Annotated in this window: 20 protein-coding genes; 12 read left to right on the top strand and 8 right to left on the bottom strand. The window is 40.5% G+C overall.

Annotated elements, in window-relative coordinates:
* The first annotated feature begins 45 nt into the window (after window positions 1-45).
* The 6 genes from glnE (at window position 46) to FTT98_RS05305 (ending at window position 8,229) form a co-directional block, all read left to right on the top strand.
* Window positions 46-2,805 (top strand): bifunctional [glutamate--ammonia ligase]-adenylyl-L-tyrosine phosphorylase/[glutamate--ammonia-ligase] adenylyltransferase, encoded by a 2,760-nt coding sequence (gene glnE, locus FTT98_RS05330; RefSeq protein WP_180177102.1) that lies wholly within the window; start codon window positions 46-48, stop codon window positions 2,803-2,805.
* A gap of 18 nt (window positions 2,806-2,823) precedes the next feature.
* Window positions 2,824-3,750 (top strand): branched-chain amino acid transaminase, encoded by a 927-nt coding sequence (locus FTT98_RS05325; RefSeq protein WP_078191262.1) that lies wholly within the window; start codon window positions 2,824-2,826, stop codon window positions 3,748-3,750.
* 84 nt (window positions 3,751-3,834) lie between these two features.
* Window positions 3,835-4,728 carry a mitochondrial fission ELM1 family protein gene (locus FTT98_RS05320; RefSeq protein WP_180177101.1) on the top strand — a complete coding sequence of 298 codons (894 nt, stop codon included), beginning with the start codon at window positions 3,835-3,837 and terminating at the stop codon, window positions 4,726-4,728.
* 88 nt (window positions 4,729-4,816) lie between these two features.
* Window positions 4,817-6,286 carry a phosphoethanolamine transferase gene (locus tag FTT98_RS05315; protein WP_180177100.1) on the top strand — a complete coding sequence of 490 codons (1,470 nt, stop codon included), beginning with the start codon at window positions 4,817-4,819 and terminating at the stop codon, window positions 6,284-6,286.
* Window positions 6,287-6,424: 138 nt separating this feature from the next.
* Window positions 6,425-7,234, top strand: coding sequence for a polysaccharide deacetylase family protein (locus tag FTT98_RS05310; RefSeq protein ID WP_078194168.1), 810 nt, complete (start codon window positions 6,425-6,427; stop codon window positions 7,232-7,234).
* Between the two features lie 2 nt (window positions 7,235-7,236).
* Complete coding sequence (locus tag FTT98_RS05305; RefSeq protein WP_180039878.1) at window positions 7,237-8,229, top strand: glycosyltransferase; 993 nt, start codon at window positions 7,237-7,239, stop codon at window positions 8,227-8,229.
* On the opposite strand, the gene FTT98_RS05300 is transcribed toward FTT98_RS05305, so the two are convergent.
* Complete coding sequence (locus tag FTT98_RS05300; RefSeq protein ID WP_180039880.1) at window positions 8,226-8,897, bottom strand: hypothetical protein; 672 nt, start codon at window positions 8,895-8,897, stop codon at window positions 8,226-8,228. The genes FTT98_RS05305 and FTT98_RS05300 overlap by 4 nt on opposite strands.
* Window positions 8,898-8,999: 102 nt before the next feature.
* On the opposite strand from FTT98_RS05300, the gene FTT98_RS05295 reads away from it, so the two are divergent.
* Entirely contained in the window at window positions 9,000-9,668 is a 669-nt protein-coding gene (locus FTT98_RS05295) for a GDSL-type esterase/lipase family protein (RefSeq protein WP_180039882.1), read from the top strand.
* A 30-nt stretch (window positions 9,669-9,698) separates the two neighbouring features.
* Here FTT98_RS05295 and FTT98_RS05290 read toward each other — a convergent pair whose 3' ends face one another.
* Window positions 9,699-10,742, bottom strand: a complete 1,044-nt coding sequence (locus FTT98_RS05290; RefSeq protein WP_180039884.1) for a polysaccharide pyruvyl transferase family protein — start codon at window positions 10,740-10,742, stop codon at window positions 9,699-9,701.
* Between the two features lie 124 nt (window positions 10,743-10,866).
* Here FTT98_RS05290 and FTT98_RS05285 point away from each other — a divergent pair, with 124 nt between their 5' ends.
* Window positions 10,867-11,829, top strand: a complete 963-nt coding sequence (locus tag FTT98_RS05285) for a hypothetical protein (RefSeq protein ID WP_180177099.1) — start codon at window positions 10,867-10,869, stop codon at window positions 11,827-11,829.
* On the opposite strand, the gene FTT98_RS05280 is transcribed toward FTT98_RS05285, so the two are convergent.
* The 4 genes from FTT98_RS05280 to FTT98_RS05265 form a co-directional block, all read right to left on the bottom strand.
* Window positions 11,826-12,050, bottom strand: a complete 225-nt coding sequence (locus FTT98_RS05280) for a hypothetical protein (RefSeq protein ID WP_067767767.1) — start codon at window positions 12,048-12,050, stop codon at window positions 11,826-11,828. The two genes, FTT98_RS05285 and FTT98_RS05280, sit on opposite strands and share 4 nt — an antisense overlap.
* A 125-nt stretch (window positions 12,051-12,175) precedes the next feature.
* Window positions 12,176-13,042, bottom strand: a complete 867-nt coding sequence (locus FTT98_RS05275; RefSeq protein WP_180177098.1) for a lysophospholipid acyltransferase family protein — start codon at window positions 13,040-13,042, stop codon at window positions 12,176-12,178.
* A 315-nt stretch (window positions 13,043-13,357) separates the two neighbouring features.
* The gene (gene aspS, locus FTT98_RS05270; RefSeq protein WP_180078748.1) at window positions 13,358-15,142 is read right to left on the bottom strand and encodes an aspartate--tRNA ligase; all 1,785 of its coding nucleotides are present in this window, start codon (window positions 15,140-15,142) and stop codon (window positions 13,358-13,360) included.
* Between the two features lie 160 nt (window positions 15,143-15,302).
* Window positions 15,303-16,082, bottom strand: a complete 780-nt coding sequence (locus FTT98_RS05265; protein ID WP_180177097.1) for a DUF4184 family protein — start codon at window positions 16,080-16,082, stop codon at window positions 15,303-15,305.
* Window positions 16,083-16,229: 147 nt separating this feature from the next.
* Between FTT98_RS05265 and znuD the strand changes: the two genes are divergently transcribed.
* Both znuD and FTT98_RS05255 read left to right on the top strand, forming a co-directional pair.
* Window positions 16,230-18,314 carry a zinc piracy TonB-dependent receptor ZnuD gene (gene znuD / locus FTT98_RS05260; protein WP_180177096.1) on the top strand — a complete coding sequence of 695 codons (2,085 nt, stop codon included), beginning with the start codon at window positions 16,230-16,232 and terminating at the stop codon, window positions 18,312-18,314.
* A gap of 109 nt (window positions 18,315-18,423) precedes the next feature.
* A complete protein-coding gene (locus FTT98_RS05255; protein WP_180177095.1) occupies window positions 18,424-19,890 on the top strand; it encodes a phospholipase D family protein in 1,467 nt (488 codons plus the stop codon).
* Window positions 19,891-19,979: 89 nt separating this feature from the next.
* Here the strand turns inward: FTT98_RS05255 and FTT98_RS05250 are convergent, their stop codons facing one another.
* A complete protein-coding gene (locus FTT98_RS05250) occupies window positions 19,980-20,438 on the bottom strand; it encodes a hypothetical protein (RefSeq protein WP_180005494.1) in 459 nt (152 codons plus the stop codon).
* 183 nt (window positions 20,439-20,621) lie between these two features.
* Between FTT98_RS05250 and FTT98_RS05245 the strand changes: the two genes are divergently transcribed.
* Window positions 20,622-21,086 carry an RcnB family protein gene (locus tag FTT98_RS05245; protein ID WP_373685127.1) on the top strand — a complete coding sequence of 155 codons (465 nt, stop codon included), beginning with the start codon at window positions 20,622-20,624 and terminating at the stop codon, window positions 21,084-21,086.
* 47 nt (window positions 21,087-21,133) lie between these two features.
* Here the strand turns inward: FTT98_RS05245 and FTT98_RS05240 are convergent, their stop codons facing one another.
* Window positions 21,134-21,631, bottom strand: a complete 498-nt coding sequence (locus FTT98_RS05240) for a phosphate-starvation-inducible protein PsiE (protein WP_180177094.1) — start codon at window positions 21,629-21,631, stop codon at window positions 21,134-21,136.
* 170 nt (window positions 21,632-21,801) lie between these two features.
* Between FTT98_RS05240 and FTT98_RS05235 the strand changes: the two genes are divergently transcribed.
* The gene (locus tag FTT98_RS05235; protein ID WP_180022436.1) at window positions 21,802-22,437 is read left to right on the top strand and encodes an FMN-binding negative transcriptional regulator; all 636 of its coding nucleotides are present in this window, start codon (window positions 21,802-21,804) and stop codon (window positions 22,435-22,437) included.
* The last annotated feature ends 35 nt before the right edge of the window (window positions 22,438-22,472 follow it).

The raw sequence follows: 22,472 nt of genomic DNA, 5'->3' as shown, positions 1-22,472 counted from the left end.
TATCAACTGTTATAACTAGAAAAAAATCACGCTAGGGTTTGTGAAATGAATGCGGAGCAATTGCAGAAAACATTACGTGCCAGTCAATATGCTGAACAGGTGCTCGGAATCCATCAGGCCAGTTTAGAACAAGACTATGCAATTGATCAGTTTCAAACCTCGCTCAGTACAGCACAAATTCAACATTTTGTCGCAAGCAGCCTTGCCGATATCCAAGATGAAAATAGTTGGATGCGTGCAATTCGTGTGCTGCGCGCACGTCTCATGTTTCGTTGGATTTGGCAAGATGCCAATCAACTCACCGATGTCGTCACCTTAACTCGAGAGCTTTCAGACTTTGCCGATGCGTCCATCTGTGCGGCAAAAGATTTTGCACTAAAGCCGTTGATTGCGAAATATGGCGAACCGCTAAGCTATAAGGGGAAAGTTCAAGACCTGATTGTGGTTGCCATGGGAAAACTGGGTGCGCAGGAACTTAATCTTTCAAGTGATATTGATCTTATTTTTGCCTTTGATGAACAGGGTGAAACCAACGGTCGAAAATGTATTGATGTGCAGCAGTTCTGTATTTTATGGGGCCAGAAATTAATTTACTTGCTTGACCATATTACCGCAGATGGTTTTGTCTTCCGTGTAGATATGCGCCTTCGCCCATGGGGTGATGGTTCTGCCTTGGCAATCAGTCATGCGGCATTAGAAAAATATTTAAGCCAGCATGGACGCGAATGGGAACGCTATGCCTGGATTAAGGCACGGATCGTCACGGGCGGTAAAGAAGGCGCCGAGTTACTGGAAATGACCCGACCTTTCGTCTTCCGCAAATATGTCGATTACACCGCTTTCGAAGCTATGCGTGACATGAAAGCCATGATCGAACGTGAAGTGCTACGTCGTAATATCGAAGAGGATATTAAACTCGGTGCAGGCGGAATTCGTGAAGTTGAGTTTATTGTTCAAGTCTTTCAGCTCATCTATGGCGGTTCAAAACTCGAGCTGCAAGATCGTCAGTGTTTGGTGAGTCTGCATCATTTAGGTGAAGTTGGATTATTAGAAAATACCGCGGTTGCTGATTTAGAAGATGCGTATTTATTTTTACGTCGTATTGAACATGCGATACAAGCGCTCAATGATCAGCAAACCCAATCGTTGCCCCATGAGCCTGAACCACGCCAACGTATTTTAGATACTTTAGGTTTTGCATCTTGGGATGACTTTTTGAATGTACTCAATCAGAAGCGTGCCAAAGTCATTTACCAATTTGAGCATCTTATTAAAGAAAAAGAACCCGATCCGTTATTGGAAAGTTTTAGTCATTTAGAAGCCCAGTTGAACGATGTTCTAGATGATGATGCCAAAAATTTAATTCACGAATTTTGGTATGGACATGCGCTGAAAAAATTACCTGCCAAAGCTGTACAGCGCTTAAAAACCTTTTGGCCACATCTCATTGAGGCGATATTACAGTCAGATAAACCTCAGGTGGCCTTACTACGTCTCATGCCTTTGGTGGAGTCGGTGCTGCGCCGTACGGTCTATTTGGTGATGCTGATTGAGAGCAAAGGGGCATTACAACGATTAGTGAAAATGGCAACAGTGAGTCCTTGGATCTGCGAAGAATTGACGCATTATCCCGTGCTGTTGGACGAGTTTTTGTCGATGGATTTTGAGCTGCCAAAGCGTAAAGATTTAGAAGACTCTCTACGTCAACAACTGCTTCGAATTGAAATTGATCAAGTCGAAGACCAAATGCGTGTTCTTCGATTATTTAAAAAATCCAATGTCTTAGCAGTAGCTGCTAGTGATGTTTTGGCAGAAAGTCCGTTGATGAAAGTGTCGGATGCATTGACCGATATTGCTGAAGTGTCGGTGAATGCAACCTTGCATTTGGCATATCAAATTGTTGCCAAAAAACATGGCTATCCAATTGATGCAGAAGGGCAGCGTTGTTCGATTGATCACACGGCTTTCGCGGTAATTGGCTATGGCAAGGTGGGTGGCATCGAGCTGGGTTATGGTTCGGACTTGGATTTGGTGTTTATTCACTATATGGATGAACAAGCCGATACCGATGGACAGAAACCAATTAGTGGCTTTGAATTTGCCATGCGGGTTGCACAAAAATTTATGTCCTTAATGACCACGCAAACCCTAGATGGTCGAGTGTATGAGGTGGATACACGTTTACGACCTTCGGGAGAGGCGGGGTTATTGGTGACCAGCTTAAAAGCCTTTGAGCAATATCAACATAAAAATGCTTGGGTCTGGGAGCATCAAGCTTTAGTACGTGCCAGAACGATTGCAGGTGAGCACAGTTTACGGATTGAAATTGAAAACTTGCGCTGTAATATTTTGACTCAGCCACGCGATGAGAACAATGTTCGTGCAGAAGTGCTAAAAATGCGCCAAAAAATGAAAGACCATCTAGGTTCTTCTAAAGAGCAGCAAAAAGATGGAATTTTTCATTTAAAACAAGATGCAGGTGGTATCGTTGACATCGAATTTATGGCACAGTATGCAGTATTAGCATGGAGTGGGTCGAATCCCGATCTCGCCCATTACTCTGACAACGTACGAATCCTTGAGGATGCCGCAAGAACGGATTGCTTATCCAGCGCCGACGCGACAGCATTGATTCAAGCTTATCTCCGTGAACGAGCCGAGAGCCACCGTTTAGCACTTGCGAATCAATCCATGCAAGTTTCAGCTGACGATTGGCACGATACCCGAGTGGTCGTTTGCAAGCTATGGCAAAGATTAATTGATCCAACTGCAACGTTTGCATTGGATAAAAATGACTGTGTATAAAAATTTGGAGTGTGTGCCATGAACTTGGCTGATCGTGATGGTTTTATTTGGCAAGATGGACAATTAGTTGACTGGCGTGAGGCGAAAACTCACGTATTAACACATACATTGCATTACAGCATGGGTGTGTTTGAAGGCGTCCGTGCTTATGAAACTCCGAATGGAACGGCTATTTTCCGTTTAAAAGAACACACTAAGCGTTTATTAAATTCTGCAAAAATTTATCAAATGAAAGTCCCATTTGATCATGCAGCATTAGAACAAGCTCAAATTGATGTGGTTCGTGAAAATAAATTGGCTTCTTGCTATTTACGCCCAATTATTTTTATTGGTTCAGAAAAATTAGGTATTGCAGCAACTGACAATACAATTCATGCCGTTGTTGCTGCATGGAGCTGGGGTGCTTACCTTGGTGATGAAGCGATGGCGAAGGGTATTCGTGTTAAAACGTCTTCATTTACGCACCATCATCCAAACGTGACCATGTGTAAAGCAAAAGCATCTGGTAACTATACTTTGTCAATTCTTGCCCACCAAGAAGTGGCACATGCTGGCTATGACGAAGCAATGTTACTCGACCCACAAGGTTATGTATGTCAAGGTTCAGGCGAAAACGTATTCTTAGTTCGTGATGGCGTGATTCATACTCCTGACATCGCGGGTGGTGCACTTGATGGTATTACCCGTCAAACCATTATTACGATTGCGAAAGACCTTGGTTTTGAAGTGGTTGAACGTCGTATTACACGTGACGAATTCTATATCGCTGATGAAGCATTCTTCACAGGTACTGCTGCTGAAGTGACGCCAATCCGTGAATATGATGACCGTCAAATTGGTGAAGGTTGTCGTGGTCCAATCACTGAGCAAATCCAAACTGCATTCTTTAATGCGGTTCAGGGTAAAGACCCTAAATATGCGCACTGGTTAACTTACGTAAAATAAGCTGATCGGTTAAGATGAAAAGGCGAAACTAAGTTTCGCCTTTTTTATTGGCTTGAAGATATTGAATTTTTTTGGAACGAGACTATGCATATTGTTTATGTCAGTGATGGTAAAGCAGGACATCGCTCACAGGCTCTAGGTTTATTTAAGGCCATGCAGCGCCAATCTCAGGAAGCAGTCACATTTCAAGAAATTTCAATTGATGATTTGCCTATAGTGACACTTATTTCTGCGCTATTTAGCCATCAGCTTCATACTGTTGAACACGAGCCAACCTATATTTTTGGCGTCGGCAGCCATACACATTTTCGAGTATGGCTGTTGGGCAAAGTGTATAACAAAGCCAAAACCATTATTTTAATGAAGCCAAGCTTGCCGTTTGCATGGTTTGATTATGCAGTAATTCCACAGCACGATGGTATTCAGGCATCAAATAAAGTACTGACCACACAGGGTGCGTTAAATCCTATTGTGAATGAGGAGCGACATCAGCATGGTCGAATCCTGATCGCTTTGGGTGGCTCGTCAAAACGCCATCAGTGGAATGCGGCTAAAGTACTCCAAGCGATTGAACAAATAGTCGAGCAGAATCCAAATTCACAAATCATTTTGACCACTTCACGGCGCACACCACAAGCGTTTTTAGCAGAATTAAAACAGTTAAAGAATATTGAAAAAGTACAGATTTTCCCAGTTGAAGTCACTCCGCAAGGTTGGATTTTCGAAGAAATGCAAAAAGCTGAAGCGGTTTGGGTAACTGAAGATAGTGTTTCAATGATTTACGAGGCTCTCACCGCGGGTTGTAAAGTCGGGGTGATTGAAGTGGATCGGTTGAAGGAAGATCGGATTACCAAGTCTGTAGATGAAATTTTAAGACAAGGTTTGGTGTCATTACAGACGACTTTAACTGACTTGAATCTCGCTAGCGAATTTAAAGAAACTGACCGTATCGCCAAAAAGATTGTACTCGGTCCCTAAAGTATAGATAATACCCGACGAAAAATTTCTACCAACATTTCAGTCTATCTTGGAAATGTTTGAATAATATTACAGGGTTGTCCGGTCAATGCTAAAAACCTATTTGTTTCCATTTTTGCTTTCAATTGGGTTTTGCGTTGGCTTAGGTTTTTGGGACTATTTATCTGAAATCAAAGATGCTCCTTTATTCTTTGTTTTGGTTCTTTCGAGTACGTTTTTTTTCATTGCAGTAAAACAACTACATAGTTCTATTTTTAAGTACATTTTCCTTGCGCTATTTTTTGTCATTAGCATGTATATTGCAAGTGGGACGGGGTTCTTACAAGGACACATGTCTTTGGGTATCGTGGCATCGATGTTTCAAAGTAATACCAATGAAGCCTTTGAATTTTTATCTGTAGTCGATCCAAAATATATTCTCTTTGCCTTTATTATTTTTTTAAGTCTCTGTTTTTATATTTTATTTTTCAATCCAACCCGTCAGAGCAATTATCGCAAGCTGATTTTGGCTCTTATCTTTATTGCTAACGGCGTTAGTGTGTTTGGTATTCAAACTGCAATAGCGACGGTTAAATATAAACAAGAAGAGGCCAAACTCCTTGAGGATAATGTGCAAGATATCGATTGGGAAATTCAGCAGGTGAATGCTAGCTATGACAATCAAGTGATTATCATTGGTGAGAGTGTTCAGCGAGATCATTTATCACTCTACGGTTCGAAAGACGATACCACACCTTTTTTAAATGAGATGCCACTGGATGTTGTAGATCATTACATCGCAACTGCACCGAATACGGTAACTAGTCTGACTCGAACGCTGACTTTGGTTGATCAAAATCGTGAACCGCAGATTGCAAAAAATGTTGTGACGCTAGCAAAACAAGCGGGCTATAACACCATATGGATTTCAAATCAGGGATTTATGGGGAAAAATGATACGGCGATTTCTAAAATTGCCATTCATGCCGATCATCAGTTCTTCCTGAAAAGTGGTAACTATATGTCGAGTAATATTGATGATGACAAAATGGTCGAAATATTACAGGCCCAGTTAAAAAAATATGCCAATCAAAAAAATGTGATTTTTATTCATATGATGGGTTCACATCCGGATGCCTGTGAACGTCTGTTTAATGCACCACGTATGTATGCGAATAAACCTGAAACGATTAATTGTTATTTATCTTCGATCAATAAGTTGGATCACTTTATAGAACAGATATATACCACTTTGAAGGCTGATCAGCGTAATTTCAGTGTGACGTATTTTTCTGATCATGGTATGACCGTGGATGAAGATTCATATCATGTAGATAATGATTTTAAAGATAATTATCAGGTTCCATTTTTTGTATTACGTAGCGATGCGCAGGCCAAAAACTACTATAACAAGACTGTGAGTGCCTATGATTATATGCATATTTATGCAGATTTATTGGGGGTGAAAACACCATTATTAGATCCTAAAAAATCGTTGGCGAATATCGAAGATAATCAAAATGTCACCGTTTTTGATTGGGATGATTATGTGCCATATCAGTCTTTAAAAGGTCTGTAGTAATCGACTCAAGCTTATTTATATGGGGTTAAATACTGCTAACGAAATCTTTCACAATCAAGGAAATTATAGGCGTGTACTTTTAAAGCTTCAGAGCGTGTGGCAACATAGCCTGAGTGTGCTTAAAGGCTTATCCCTGTGATTTATATTGTTCTTATTCTTCTGTTATTGGTGATTGCGTTCAGCTACAAATATGCTTGGTGGAAACCTGCAGTCGATTGGAAGAAACCGCGTGTATTGATGTATCACATGGTTCGTCAGCATATTGATGGTGCAAAATTTAATAAGCTGCGAGTGAATCCTGAAGAGTTTGAAAAGCAAGTGGCGTGGATGAAGTCCGAAGGTTTTCATTTTGTGACCATGCAAGAACTACAAGACGACTGGGGAAAACACCCAGAAAAAACCGTTGCGATTACCTTTGATGATGGATATCTAGATAATTTAGAACATGCCTTTCCGATTTTAGAAAAATATCAAGCGAAAGCCACGATTTACGTGGTGGTAGATCGACATGACCGGGATTGGTCAACCTATAAGAAAGCCCATCATAACAGTGGTGAGTTAGCACGTGAGCCTAAGTTGAATGATGAGCAAGTCAAACAGTTGGCAGCCAGTGGTTTAGTCGAAATTGGCTCACATACCATGACGCATGCAAATTTAGATAAATTGAGTGATGAAGCGTGTCTTTCTGAGTTAACTCAATCGAAGCAGCAATTAGAAGAAATGACAGGAAAACCAGTACATAGTTTTGCTTATCCATTTGGAATATATTCGGAACGTGATGTCGTACTCGCAAAACAAGCTGGCTATACCAATGCTGTGACCACCATAGAAGGCATTGATGACTTCAGTCCTGATTTTATGCAATTACGTCGTATTAAAATTAGTGGTAAAGACTCGATGTTTGCAGTGAAGTTAAGACTTAAATTAGGTAAGCGAGAGGGTTGAGCATGCGTATTACATTAGTCATGGCCAGTGCTGAAGATGGTGGTCTAGAAAAGCATGTGATTGAATTGGCGAATGGGTTAAGCCAAAACAATCAGGTCAGCTTGATTGCGCATGAGCGTTTTGCTCATTTACTCGATGCAAAAGTGAATGTTGTAAAAATGGATTTGAGCGGAAGTCGGCATAATCCTTGGACAAAGTATCAGTTAAAAAAGAAAATTATTGAAACTCAGCCAGATGTATTACATGTACATGCAGCAAAAACAGCCCAATTTGTGCATGGAATGGTTAAATCATTTGCTTTCCCCTGTGTCGTAACGGTTCATGGTCAAAAGAAAAAGAATCAAATGAATCAATCATTTGATCATATTATTGTGGTGAGTGAACAGCTAAAACATCAATTGGAAAATCCATCCAAAACATCAGTGGTATATAACGGCGTTGAACTGAAGATCGTTCGTCAAGAATTTCAAAAGAATCGTAAGTTCATTGCAGTTGGTCGCTTAAATGAGGTGAAAGGTTTCGACGTTTTACTTCAAGCTTGGCAAGATATTCCTCATCGGTTGACGATTGCAGGCGAAGGGGAACAGCGTCCGTTATTAGAGCAGCTTATTCAAGATTTAGATTTATCCGATCGGGTTCAGCTCATCGGATTTTGTGAAGACATACAACAGCAGATCAGTGAGCATGAAGCACTTATCGTCTCGTCTTTACGTGAAGGTGGTCCTTACACTTTGGGTGAAGCTTTATTATTAAACCGACCTGTTTTTGGAACCTGTGTTGGGATGATGCCTGAGTTTATTTCCGAAACGTGGTTATGTGAAACGAGCGATGCCGATGCTTTACAACAACTGATCAAACGCTATTGCGCTTTGGAGCATCCTGAGTCTGTTTTTCAAGATGCATTTAACTTGGCACAGCAGCATTTAACAATCGAGCACATGCTCTTGAACACAGAACATGTATATAGGCAGGCGATTGCGAGTCAGACTGCTTAAACTTGTTTATAGTTAGTGACTTCGATGAACTTTTTAAAGAAAGGCTGAAATACTGGTGGCATGTAGGCTGAACTAATAAATTTGGTGCTTACTTCTGTAATGCCGTAAATTTTACAGAACATAATACGATGATGTCCTTGATTCAGCTTATCTTTTACGCCCATAGAACGGCATAACATGATGTGCATTGGAAAGTTAAAGTCATAACCCGAATCTTTAAAAGATTTTTCCAGTTTACTGTAGCGTTCCTGACGTTTATCTTCATCCAGCTTCCAACGCCGGCTCGTCCAGTTGTATGCCGTTTCAGGCGTTTTAATATTCCGTTCTAACGCATTTTCTGTAATGTCACTGAGTAAAATACGATAGCTATGAGAACCAAAATTTTGGCGACGAGAGCGAATTTTTTTAATAAAAGAACCAAAAAAGTTAAATAAAAAACCTTCGGTTTGGAATGCAAATCGAGTACGTACACGATCTTGCTCCAATGAAGTCACTGACTTTAAATAGATAATACAATCTTGATGCTGGTTTGCTTCACACGCTAAAAGAACAACCGCATCACAACCTAAATGATCACCTTGAAAAGAAAAATCACGCTGCGATAAAGTGATTAAGCTTTCTGGATGAACATGATAAGCTTCTGAAGATAGGCCGAAATCTGCTTGCATGTGGACTCACATTAATGAAATAAATTTGAACGATTCACGATAGTGTAACATGACATATTTTGTAGCGTATAATGCCGCATCACTGTCTTTGGAATAGGTTACATGGGCAAACCAATTCGTTACGTTGCTTTAGGAGATTGTAATACGGTCGGAGAAATAAGCAATATGGGTAATGCTTATCCAGAACGTGTTGCTTTACAACAAGATTGGGCTTTGGAAAACTATGGCTATACTATGAGTACTACTCGTGAAGGGTTACAGTTTTTTAATTTAAAAGACGTGGCTAATACAGATATTTTGAGTATTCAATATGGATTAGTTGACAGCTGGCTGACATTCAAAGGTTCACCTTTTGTCTTGTATTATCCGGATTCACCATGGCGTAGATTATTACGTAAAATAGTGAAAAAAATTAAAAAATATGCGCGAAAAATTCATTGGCATAGTTTGGTTGGGCAGGCTAATGTAGTTCCTGTTCAAGAGTATAAGAAGAATATTGCTTATATGATTGAGCAGACTCAGGCGAAATATATTTTATTGTTGGATATTGCCCCAAATAAAGATATGAGTCGTGAACCACAAACTGTGATTTATAATCAAGCTTTGCATGATTTGGCTGATGGTAAGCGTGTTTTACATATCTCGTATTATGATGAATTAAAACAAAATTTAGATTTTTATTATGATGATTCAACACATTTATCCTCTCAAGGTCAGCAAGTTGTAACGGAGGCAGTATTAGCTGCAATTCGACAAGCTGAATCACATTAAAAGAAAAGCCGCTCATTGAGCGGCTTTTTTTTAGGCACAAATTTGGCTAAAAATCTGTTCATGTTTTAACTTGGTTTGCTGATCAAAACACTGAAGTCTGAGCTTTTCTTCATCGCTAAATTTAGCCTTTGCATAAAGTTGTTCAAGACTCAGTTGTTTTAAGTCTTCCAAACGAATATGGCGATCTGTAACCTGTGCATCATTGAGCAAGTTATGCGTTTTAGAGGTGTTTGATGCAACGATCAACACTGGAATTTGCATCTGTAAACAAAAACATAAGCAGTGATAACGACCAGTGATCACTAAATCACTTTCGAGCATTTTTTGCTTAAAAGCCTGTGTGTCGTCAATACAATAATTAAAGTCTTGATAATAACGACGCGGCTTATATAGCCCAAAGGTGAGTTTAGAAAGAAGATTATATTGTTTTAATTTCTTCATTTTTTTGGGATTGTAGCCAATGGTATGCGCATCTAAGGGCAAGTTTTTGGTGATTGGATGATAGTTAAAGCGTTGCTTTTCAGCATAGGCAAATAGGGCATCACTGACATGGCTATACACCGAATCATTCACAATGACTTGAGCAGGACGTGCAGATGCTGATTCTGTTGTATGAGCTGGATTAAACTGATGACTCGAATAAAAGGTTAAATCGGCGGCATATTCACAATGTGGATGCTGTGGCTGCAACGTTGCTAAACTTTTTTTATCGCGTACATAGAGCCCATCAAAATCTTGAATCAGTTCATTCCAAGACGTTGGGTTATTTTCCCAAGTGCTATTCAGCAGAAATACAGGTTTACCTTGTTGTTTGGCGATAGATCCAAGTTTGAGGAGAAACTCACCAAAAGGCGCTGCATCATGCAGTGTACCTTCTCCATTGATCAGGACAATATCGATATCTTTTAATAACTCAAGCCATTTTTCTTCAGAAATCGTTTGCCCCGTACAAAGTTGAGAAAACTTCGCATCAGGATGATTTTTCTGTATTAGACTGTACAGATTATTCATTACGACTTCGCAACCATGGTGTAGGTTGGTACGGGTATCATTGAGAATAAAAAAGTGTTTCAAAAAGGTTACCTATTGTTCAAGATCAAAATGGCATTGGAAATCATAACGTTTAATTTTGGTGGGCAAATCATTCTGCCTCATCCCTTAATATAGTGTAATAGTGATGATAAAACGATTGTTTATTGTGCGGACCCCATTACAGTTATTTAATGCCTTTGAGGCAATGCAACGGTTTCATCAAGCCGATACGCAAAATGAACTGTTAGTGGTTTATGGTTCACTGCGAGACCATCGCATGATGCAACAGATGTTACAGACACTTCAGGGCTGGGATCGTATTGTATATCAACCTTTTATGGGGTGGAAAAAGAAGTTTTATGCATTTCAGTTGAAAAAGTATTTTCCAGATCATAGTCAATATGACGATATTTTTACAGGGATGATTCAGCATATTCCACTGCATCTCATGAATACTTTAAATGCAAAAAATTATTGGTTAATCGATGATGGCAATGAAACTCGGATGATTGTGGATCATCTAAATCAGGGCACTTACTACACAAAAGATCGATCGCAAGGGTTGTTCGGGATTAAACAAAAACCTGAAGTTTTAAAAAAAATTCAATTATTTACCTTGTATGAAGATTTAAAAACTACACATCCGGTGACGATCAATGATTATCGGATCTTTAAACAAAACGCTCGTGCGCTAGAGACAAAAAATGGTTGCGATTTAGTCATTGGTTCGAATCTTGTGGGAACTTATCTTAAGTCGGAAGCAGAATATTTAAGTATTTTAAAATCGCTTAAACAGCAACTGGCGGATCGGCATTTATACTATGCGCCACATCGATACCTAAGTGAAAGTACCGTTCAAGCGATTGAAAGCATGGGCTATGAAATTTTGAAATATGATACGATTTTAGAGCTTTTTCAGTATGAGCAGGGCTGGTGTTTTGAGCGCTATTATTCGATACGTTCGACTGCTATCGACACCCTGACACAGCTTTATGGTACAGCAGGGACATTTATACGCTTAGATGAGTCGCACTTTGTAAGTCATGCAAAATGGCAAGAATGCAATGAAATCTGGAATACAGCACAGCACGTGATCAGTTTGGAAACAACTGAGAGAGCACTGAATTAATCTTCAGTGCGATCTGCGTTGCCTTTCAACACCATATAAATCAAACCGACAAAGATTAATAAGGCACCTGCAAGGCTGCTGACACAGAATAAAACAATACGGTTATAGGTGGTTAAGTTAAATAATTCGTTGGCTAAAATGTAGCGCATGAACAACCATTGTACGACAGAAAAAACAATCAACACGATTGCACGACGACGGACTTCAGGACGCATAGCCATAGGAGAATCACTTAAAGTGGAAATTGAGGCTATTATGCCACTGTCGATAATCGATCTCAATTGAATAAGATTAATTCAAGCCTGCGGAACACAACTCTAAAGGTTGAGATGTTCTTAGATCACCTTTATTTGCGGTACATATTGATATTGCCAAAGCAGACCCGAAAGCGTTTATAAGACCAGATATACTGTTCTGGTGCTTGGTCAATGATGTCTTGCATGGCAATGTTGAGCGTGTCGACAGAACATTGTAAGTCTTTAGATAAAATCTCGTCTGCTAAGGTTTGGCAATGCACATCAAAGTACTGTAGGTTAGGTTGTCGGATACAACTTAAGCCAATGACATTACATTGGGTTTTTGCAGCAAGTTTTGAAACAAGTGTGATCGATAAAGTATTTTGCCCAAAAAAATTGGAATAAATACCGCCTGAAGGCTTCGGTAAATGATCAGGTAAAATCACTGTTAAGCCGCCTTGTTTCAAATGTTTAAATATGGCACGGATCCCAGTTTCATCTGTCGGGACTAAGGTTGCATTAAACTTCTCTCGTGCTTCTAATAGATACCGATTAATCCCTTTATTTTTATTCGGTTTATACATAATCATCGGTTCTGTATACAAGTTCAGCCATGCATTGAGTAGTTCCCAACAGCCAAAATGCGGAATCACAACGATCACACCTTTTTTATTCGCAAGTGCTTCCGTGAGGATATTTTCACCATAAATATTTTTCAGTAAGCTCAGGCTATAACTTGGTGGCATACCCCAACATTTAATAAATTCAATATAGGTCAAGCATTGGCTGCGGATACTTTGACTGACGAGCTGTCTCTTCGCTGTCGCTGACATATCTGGGTAGGCCAGTTGAATATTGATGCTAGTGATACGTTTGATTGATGAGTTAAACAGGTTAAGAATAAACGCGATCATCAAGGCCAAGTTTTGTAACAGCCAAAGTGGCAATAGCGCGATGATTTTGAATATAAAGTACATGAATCACAAGGTCTCAAAATTGACAGCATGGGATAAAATAAATTTTGCCAAGAGACCGGACTTATTCAGTGAAAAGTACAAAAAGATCTGAATCTAAAAACAAAATAATCGGAAGTGGAAAATTGAGCTATCCATTGCTCAAAGGATGTAGTGCAACATCATAACGTACTTGAAGCGTTTTGATATTAGCAAAGTAAATCAAATCTTTAATTTATGTTTTGTAGGTTTTCGACCACCTTTTGTAGGTTGAAATAAAAAAACCCTGCATAGCGCAGGGTTTTTTGAACCTTAAAATCTAAATCTTAAAATGTAAGATTATTTAGATTCTTCAGCTTTTGGTTTTTCACGTAAGCGAATACCTAAGTCACGTAATTGGTTCGCTTCAACTGGCGCAGGCGCTTGAGTTAAAGGACATTCCGCAGTCTTAGTTTTCGGGAATGCAATCACGTCACGGATAGAAGATGCACCAGTCATCAACATCACTAAACGGTCAAGACCGAATGCCAAACCACCATGAGGAGGCGCACCGAATTTCAAGGCGTTAAGCAAGAAGCTGAATTTCTCTTCTGCTTCTTCTTCAGAAATACCAAGCGCTTCAAAGATCGCTTTTTGCATTTCTAGATTGAAGATACGTAATGAACCACCACCGATTTCAGTACCGTTCAATACCATATCGTAAGCAACAGAAAGTGCAGCACCTGGGTTGTTCTTCACTTCTTCAACGCTTGATTTTGGCAGCGTGAATGGGTGGTGAACAGACGTCCATTTACCGTCATCAGTTTCTTCGAACATTGGGAAGTCAACAACCCAAAGTGGCGCCCACTCGCAAGTTGCAAGTTTCATGTCGTGACCGACTTTGATACGTAAAGCACCCATCGCATCGTTTACGATTTTCGCTTTATCTGCACCGAAGAATACGATATCGCCATTTTCAGCGCCAACACGTTTCAATAGATCAAGCACGATTGGCTCGATGAATTTAACGATTGGAGATTGAAGACCTTCAATACCTTTTTCAAGTTCGTTGACTTTGATGTAAGCCAAGCCTTTCGCGCCATAAATGCCAACGAATTTAGTGTATTCGTCGATTTGGCTACGTGGAAGCGCGCCAGCACCTGGTACGCGAAGCGCAACAATACGGCCTTTAGGATCTTTTGCAGGACCTGCGAATACTTTGAACTCAACGTCTTGCATCATGTCTGCAACATCAACAAGTTTCAAAGGAATACGTAAGTCAGGTTTATCAGATGCATAGTCACGCATTGCATCTGCATACGTCATACGTGGGAACTTGTCGAACTGAACGTTTAGAAGTTCTTTGAACATCTTAACCGTTAAACGTTCCATTAAATCCATGATGTCATCGTCACTCATGAACGATGTTTCAACGTCGATTTGTGTGAATTCAGGTTGACGGTCAGCACGTAAGTCTTCATCACGGAAACATTTAGCAATTTGGTAGTAACGATCGATACCGCCAACCATTAACAACTGTTTGAACAATTGTGGAGATTGTGGAAGTGCGTAGAAGCTACCGTTAGAAACACGACTTGGTACTAAATAGTCACGCGCACCTTCAGGAGTCGCACGAGTCAAAATCGGTGTTTCCACGTCTAAGAAACCATTTTCTTCGAAGTAGTTACGAATTAGGTTAGTCAATTTAGAACGGAAACGAAGACGATCTAACATTTCTGGACGACGGATATCCAAGAAACGATATTTCAAACGTACTTCTTCAGAAATATTTGTGTTGTCGTCATTCAATGGGAATGGCGGAGTTTCTGAACCAGCAAGCACTTCGATTTCTTTACCAAGAACTTCGATTTGACCGCTAGTCATATTCGCGTTTTCAGTACCTGCGTAACGACGACGTACACGGCCTGTAATTTTTAATACGAATTCTGAACGTGCTTTGTCCGCAGTTGCGAAAGCTTCAGGAGTATCAGGGTCAATAACCACTTGAACAAGACCATCACGGTCACGCATGTCAAGGAAGATTACACCACCGTGGTCACGGCGACGGTGAACCCAACCGCATAATGTAACGGTTTGGTCAATTTGAGCTTCGGTTAAAGAACCGCAGTAATGAGTTCGCATCATAGCGTTAGAAATCCAACTATATGGGTTAAGGTCAGCGAATACGTAAACAGCGTACCGCTTTTATTCGAAACAGCGATTATGCCTCTTTTTGACCATTTTGTCACAAGGGCTTGGCTTTAAAACCGTAAAATTTCCCTGCATTGATCATTTTAAATCGTGCTTATTCAACTGAGGGCTTAAAAATATTTGTTGCCGATTTAAGGATGACAAAAATAAGGCTACCGATGGTAAACACAGCTAAAAATGCGCGAAAAAAATAATTAATCGATTTACCAATATAAGTATAGAGATCATGAACAAACGCATCAGAATAGACGCTTTCTGCAAAATATAGATAGCTGAGAAAGCCTGCAAGCAAGGACAGTAGCCCTAGAGTATAGACATAAACTTTAGTCCATTGATTGACGATTACGGTACTACGGTGGTTTAGGTGATGGCGGTAAATCATCCATGCTAAAACAGGTAGTGCTAATATAGACAAGCCAATTTGTAAAACACGGTGTAGCGGATAGCTGTGACCAAAGAGCTGAATAGGCTGCAGTAAAATATTTTTAAAGGCAAAGGTGCGAAAGTCGACATGGGTTAGACCATCCCAAAGGATGTGTGTGGATGTGCCGATAATAATGGCAATGATGAGGCTTAGAATAAAACCACAGCATTGATTGAGGCCGTGTAGATTGAGAGGTTTATGTAGACCAAAAAAAGCAAACAGCATCGGTCGGTAAAATGCATACCACAGCAAGCAAAACATTAAGCCCAAGAGAAGATTGGGCACAATGAGCCCCGACCATTGATGTGATCCATCATAATTGGCATTGGTAAATAAACGGAATAAATCTGGCACCATGCTGCCAATTGCGAGTGCTGCAATAGGCAGGCGATTTCCGCTTAATTGGGAAATGGGCGGTGCGAGTACAGCATGGGATATGGTAAAAGGCATTGAACTAAAATAAATATATGAATAAATACAATGTTGTATCGGTGAGTGTATATGATTTGGGCAGATTAGAATGTTTTTTATTGCAAAATGAATGAAATGTTATATTATAACATTATTCAAAAATAGCCTGATTTGAGTCTCTCCAACATGTCTTTTCATAAGAATTTAATAACTGTTTCGATTTTTGCAGTGATTGCACCCAACCTTTATGCCGATGATCCAGAACAACAGGTACAAAAGCTCGAAGCTATTAATGTTCAGGTCCATCCTTTAAACCAAAGTGCGGCAGATTTTGCTGTTGCCGATAATGTCATTCAACATAAAGCCCTTGCACAAGGTGGCGTCACAATTGGTGATGCGTTAGCCGGACAGCCCGGTGTATATTCAAATCAGTTTGGTGCAGGTTCAAGTCGTCCTGTGCTGCGTGGTCAAGATGGCCCTCGTGTCAAAGTCTTAGAACATGCCTCAGAGACTGCTGATGTTTCGACCTTATCTCCTGACCATGCGGTTACGGTAGATCCGATTTTGGCCAAACAAATTGAAGTGATCCGTGGACCATCAACACTGTTATATGCGGCAGGAACAGTCGGCGGTTTGGTCAACGTGACGGATCAAAAGATTCCTACCTCTATTCCTGATAAAGGTTATGAAGGGCAAGTTGGGGTTCGTTATAACTCAGGCAGTGATGAAAAATTGGCGAGTGCCGGTGTGACGGCTGCTTTAGGTGAGCAATTTGCCATCCGTGTAGAAGGCTCGAAACGTAAAGCCAATGACTATATTGCACCCAATTATTTTCATGATCATGATGGCGAATTAGAAAAAGAACGCCGTGTCGGCAACACCTTTGCAGAAGGGCAAAATGTCAGTGTAGGTGCGTCATGGATTCATGATCGAGGTTTTGCTGGACTGTCTTATAGCAACCGTCAAGACCAATATGGCTTGCCGGGGCATAGTCATGAATATGAAAGCTGTCATCCACATGATGACCATTTACATTGTGATGGTCATGACAACCATGGGCATACCGATGAGCATGATCATTCAGCCCATGACGAACATGATCACGATCATGATGCCGCAGGCCCATGGGTCGACTTAAAGTCAGAACGTTATGATTTCCGTGCCGAACTTGCGAATCCGTTTGCGGGCTTCCAAAAACTCCGTGCACATGCAAGTTATACCGATTATCAACATGACGAAATTGAAGGCGATACAGCGGCAACGACCTTTAAAAGTAAAGGTTACGATGGTCGTTTAGAGTTAGTGCATAACCCGATTGCGGATTGGGAAGGTGTGATTGGCGCACAATACAATCAGCAAAAGCTCAATATCAGTGGTGAAGAATCATTGATGAACCCAAATAAAACCCAAAAATGGAGTGTGTTTGGTTTAGAGCATAAACAATTTGGTGATTTTCATGTCGAGCTGGGCGCCCGTGTCGATCAGCAGAAAATTCAAATCGATTCTGCACAAAAAGATTATGATGATTATGGCATCTCTTATTCAGGTGCTGTGAACTGGGCGTTTGCACCCAATTATAAATTATCCTTGGTGGGTTCTCATCAAGAACGCTTACCATTGGCACAAGAGCTTTATGCCAACGGTAAGCACTTTGCGACCAATACCTATGAACGCGGAAATGAAAATCTGGATGTGGAAAAATCCAATAATCTAGAACTGGGTTTCCATTACGAAAAAGATCAGTTGGATTATCACGTTCATGTTTACCACAACTGGTATGACAACTACATTTATGCTGCAACCAAAGATAATTTTGAAAACTTCCGCTTAGTTGATTACACCCAAGACAAAGCCAAGTTCTATGGCGCGGAAGCTCAAGTGGGTTATGCCATTAATGATATGTATAAACTCAGTGTCTTTGGTGATTATGTACGCGGCAAAATTGATGGTGAAAATGCGCCACGTGTGCCTGCAGGGCGCTTAGGAACCAAGGTCGATGTTGACTTTGCCGATGGTTGGTCAGGTCTTGCAGAATATTCACATGTATTCAAACAAGACAAAATCACTGCATTTGAGCGTGAAACAGATGGCTACAACATGGTGAATTTGGGTGTGGCCTATAGTGGTCAATTGAAAGATCAAAATGATTATCGAGTCTATTTCAAAGCCAATAATTTATTGGATGAAGATGTTTACTCTCATACGTCATTCCTTGCCAATATTCCACAAGCCGGTCGTAATTTTACGGTTGGTCTTGAATTTGGTTTCTAATTGAATTTGCACAGACTTTTCTAAGTAAGTCTAGGTAAAGTCACAGAAATCCTCTTGAAAAATCAATGAATAAAACCTAGTCTGAGCGCATTAGACTAGGTTTTTTCTTATGCGCATCATTCAACGAATACATCACAAGCTCAATTGGTCACGTCGTCGCTATGTGGGTGTGGTCATTGGTTTATTGGTTTTAGGTTATTTGGCATCGGCAACCTATCACACGCTAAAACCACTCCCTGAAGGGCTGAACTACACGGGAAAACTTCGCCATGCTGAAGTGAACTTTTTAGTGGATGAAACCTATATCGATGTGCAAGGAAAGCAGCAACAGAAACATCGCATTTTTAAAGAAATGCTAAAAATGATCGAAGAAGCACAGTCGACCATTGTGTTGGATATGTTTCTCTTTAATCCGCAAGTTGGCGACTCTCAATTAAAACACGAACAATTAACACAGGAGCTGACCGATGCGCTGATTTTGAAGCGTCGTCTATCTCCTCAAGTGGAAATTTTTGTGATTACTGACCCGGTCAATTCGGTATATGACGGCATTCAACCTGAACATTATCGTCAATTACGGCAAGGGGGCATTGAGTTGATGGAAACCAATTTGGTACCGCTTCGTGCTTCCAATCCAGCATGGTCTGGCTTTTGGTATATCTGCTGTCAAGATATTGGAAATAATCCTGAAAAAGGCTGGTTACCGAACCCATTGGGAACCGAAAAGGTGACGATCCGCAGTTATATGGATCTTTTCAACTTTAAAGCCAATCATCGTAAAACCTTGGTGGTCGATACCGTTGACGGTTGGAAAGGTTTGGTCACCTCTATGAATCCGCATGATGGTAGCTCACGACATTCTAATGTGGCCTTAACCGTCAAAGGCATGACCGCGATTGATCTGTTAAAGACCGAGCAAGCCGTTGGAATGATGTCCAAAGCCAATATTCCATTTGTGGTGATTAAGGATGTTGAAGCGGCGAAAACTCAGCCACAGGTTCAAGTGCTAACTGAAAAAGCAATTTATGATGCCACATTCGACTTAATTGATAGCGCGAAGAAAGCTGGAACTGAAATTGATATCGCGATGTTCTACTTGTCAGAACGTAAAATTATCAAAGCACTCATTGCTGCGCATGAACGTGGCGTGAAAGTTCGGGTATTACTCGATCCGAATAAAGATGCTTTTGGTCGTACCAAAAATGGTATTCCAAACCGTCCTGTTGCTTCTGAATTGCATGATGCTGGTATTGATGTGCGTTGGTGTAATACCCAAGGTGAGCAGTGCCATAGCAAGATGATTTTAAAACGAACAGCCTATCAGGCAGATATGATTTTAGGTTCTGCCAATTTCACAGCGCGTAACCTGAAAAATTATAATTTAGAAACGGATTTAAGAGTGATCGGTTTGAAAGACGCTCAAGTCTTTAAAGAGGCAAATCAGTATTTTAATACGGCTTGGTCAAACCGTGATGGTAAGCAGATGAGTGTGGATTACGATACGTATGCCGATGAATCTAAGTTGAAATATGTGTTGTATCGCTTTATGGAATGGAGCGGAATATCTACTTTTTAATTTTCCCCTCATCCTAACCTTCCCCCAAAGGGGGAAGGAATTCCCTCTCATTTCAGGAGAGGGTTAGGGAGAGGTGTATTTAGCAATTATTAATTCTTCGGTACAGGATTCGGCGGAACGATTTGATCTAAATCTTTATCCGTCATTTGATCCAATTCTTTAATATCGGTTTTGATTTTCCATTTATCTGCATCATCTACCGGTTGTGGCAAACGAGCTTCTAACCAGTCACAGATGACATCTGGTGGAAAATCGGCATGGTTACATTGAATCACCCAAGACAAGAATTGTCTTGCTTCGCCATTCATATATGGTGGCGGAGAAACCGGTAAAAATTGAGTCGGTAAGCGTTCATTTTTAGAAATATAGTTCAATACATGGCCCAATTCTTGAACAGTTTGCCATGCTAAAGGGTGATCTACATTAATTTGAAATTTAAACCACCAAGCAGTTTTACCATCGGTTCCGTACGAGTCAATCAGTTGTTCTTGAATACTTGGAACTTTAGAAAAAAATTGATGAAGTCGGTCAAAACTTAATTCAGACACAGCATTTGATCCACTACGAAATAAAATCAATCTTAGCATAATCCAATGAAAAACAGGCTAGCCTGAAGGTGCGATCAGCTTGGTCGGAAAATTAACAAATTCTTGCACTTGATGGATTTTTATCCATTTTTTCTCCTACAATGGAATTTATACTGAGCGTATAAACCGTCGAGGAGAGCTTAAGTGAAAACCACATTATTCTATGCGATTGCAGGTGTGATGCTGATCAGTGCTTCAGCCAGTACTTTTGCGGAAAACAAATGGGCAAATTACCAAGGTGTAGATACATCAAAACCACAACACCGTCCACCGTCGATGAATCGGCCTGGCTATCCGCAGCATGCGCCGAATTATCCTCAACATTATCCTCAGTATCCAAGTCGTCCGCCGGTTTATCCGCAATATCCAAATCGACCTTATCCGCAGTATCCTCAGAGTGGCATTAGCATTCAATACAAGGCACCGACCACGATTACTCAAAATTCACAAAGCTATAGTTGGGTCAATGGCGATCCTGCGAGTGCCAGTATTTCCAGTTCGACCTATACCTTTATCAGCGATTGGAAACGGATTGGTTTACCAGCACCCCCAAGTGGCATGTATTGGATCTTTGAAAATGGTCGCTATGTATTAGTGCCGAATCGGTAATTTAATCTCCCCAAACCCCTCCTTAAAAAAGAGGGGCTTTAATAAGACTAAGCTAACTCATCATCTTGCGGACGTGGGGTTTTTCCTTCAGGCAGTGGCTTCTCGGAATGCTTATCTCGAATAACCGAAGGATATGTCCAAGAGGCATAGCGCACAATCAAAATGGCCACAGCAAGGATGAGGATCGAACCTGTAGTAATGACCAAGCCCATATCCGCTTTATGGTCATGCTGAATATCCGCAATGAGCAAGCGGGTCAGGGCAGTAATAGCAATATAAATCAGGAAGCGAACAGGCATGTGGTTGGTTTTAAAATAAATACCAACCATGGCACCGAGTTCGAGGTAAATAAACAATAATAAAATATCGTCAATCGTGGCGAATTGCTTAACTGTAATAATTTCAAAAATGGTATGACCCGCAGACCATAAAATCATACAGCCGATGACAAACAGCGCAAGATAATGAAAACCTTCTACAGCAAGATTGCCAAGTCGGTCGAGGAGGGCTTCAATTTTTTCTACTTTAGGATCACGGTGTTTCATATATCTTCCTCCTGTGTAAATTGCGTGAATATTCAATCAAGAACAAGTCATTAAATACCAAGCAAATTTCATGCACATGAAGCGCATATGACAAAAATATTTTTTAGGTTAAATAAAGTCTTTAATGTTAAGTTTGAGCTTAAATTTTGTCCTATAAGAATGAAGCGACGATGTATCAACCAACGCATTTTAAACAGAATGAACTCCTTGATCTGATTGATCTTATGCGTAAGCATGCTTTGGCGACAGTAATACTGACGGCACCCAATGGTGAGTTGGAAGTGAATCATTTACCACTAGAATATGACACTGAGTCAGGCGAATTGGGTATATTGCGCGGTCATATTGCCAAGACCAATCCAATGTTTGAATTGCTAAATCAGTCAGCGCACGCCTATGTGATTTTTCATGCCGATGATGCATATATTTCGCCTAGCTGGTATGAAGGAAAACAGGAGCATCATCGCGTTGTACCGACATGGAATTACCGTGTGGTGCATGTCAAAGGCACAATTCGTAAAGTTGACGATGAAAAATATTTACGAGGGGTTCTGGCTCGGTTGACTCGACAACATGAAGCTAGCCAACCCGTGCCGTGGAAAATGGGCGATGCGCCTAATGATTTTATTGCTGAACAGTTAGAGAAAATTGTGGCGATTGAAGTCGATATCCAGTCGATGATCGGGAAATTTAAAGTCAGTCAAAACCGAAGTGCTGTAGATGCGATGAATGTGGCAAAAGCTTTGGAAAATGCGAATTCTGAAATGGCTAGGTCAGTCAGGAAATATTATCACTACAATGAATAAAAAAATGCCCGATAAATCGGGCATTTTTGATTTTG

It is taken from the genome of Acinetobacter sp. YH12039 (assembly GCF_013420015.1).
Classification (GTDB): domain Bacteria; phylum Pseudomonadota; class Gammaproteobacteria; order Pseudomonadales; family Moraxellaceae; genus Acinetobacter; species Acinetobacter amyesii.
The sequence above is the reverse complement of the archived record's forward strand: the minus strand, read 5'-3'. Positions and strand labels throughout refer to the sequence as shown.

Coding starts and splice junctions, on each gene's coding strand:
- FTT98_RS05240 (WP_180177094.1), bottom strand. CDS start 21,631: ATGAAACACCGTGATCCTAAAGTAGAAAAAATTGAAGCCCTCCTCGAC.
- FTT98_RS05265 (WP_180177097.1), bottom strand. CDS start 16,082: ATGCCTTTTACCATATCCCATGCTGTACTCGCACCGCCCATTTCCCAA.
- FTT98_RS05320 (WP_180177101.1), top strand. CDS start 3,835: ATGCATATTGTTTATGTCAGTGATGGTAAAGCAGGACATCGCTCACAG.
- FTT98_RS05325 (WP_078191262.1), top strand. CDS start 2,824: ATGAACTTGGCTGATCGTGATGGTTTTATTTGGCAAGATGGACAATTA.
- FTT98_RS05235 (WP_180022436.1), top strand. CDS start 21,802: ATGTATCAACCAACGCATTTTAAACAGAATGAACTCCTTGATCTGATT.
- FTT98_RS05305 (WP_180039878.1), top strand. CDS start 7,237: ATGCGTATTACATTAGTCATGGCCAGTGCTGAAGATGGTGGTCTAGAA.
- FTT98_RS05275 (WP_180177098.1), bottom strand. CDS start 13,042: ATGTACTTTATATTCAAAATCATCGCGCTATTGCCACTTTGGCTGTTA.
- aspS (WP_180078748.1), bottom strand. CDS start 15,142: ATGATGCGAACTCATTACTGCGGTTCTTTAACCGAAGCTCAAATTGAC.
- znuD (WP_180177096.1), top strand. CDS start 16,230: ATGTCTTTTCATAAGAATTTAATAACTGTTTCGATTTTTGCAGTGATT.
- glnE (WP_180177102.1), top strand. CDS start 46: ATGAATGCGGAGCAATTGCAGAAAACATTACGTGCCAGTCAATATGCT.
- FTT98_RS05300 (WP_180039880.1), bottom strand. CDS start 8,897: ATGCAAGCAGATTTCGGCCTATCTTCAGAAGCTTATCATGTTCATCCA.
- FTT98_RS05315 (WP_180177100.1), top strand. CDS start 4,817: ATGCTAAAAACCTATTTGTTTCCATTTTTGCTTTCAATTGGGTTTTGC.
- FTT98_RS05295 (WP_180039882.1), top strand. CDS start 9,000: ATGGGCAAACCAATTCGTTACGTTGCTTTAGGAGATTGTAATACGGTC.
- FTT98_RS05255 (WP_180177095.1), top strand. CDS start 18,424: ATGCGCATCATTCAACGAATACATCACAAGCTCAATTGGTCACGTCGT.
- FTT98_RS05280 (WP_067767767.1), bottom strand. CDS start 12,050: ATGGCTATGCGTCCTGAAGTCCGTCGTCGTGCAATCGTGTTGATTGTT.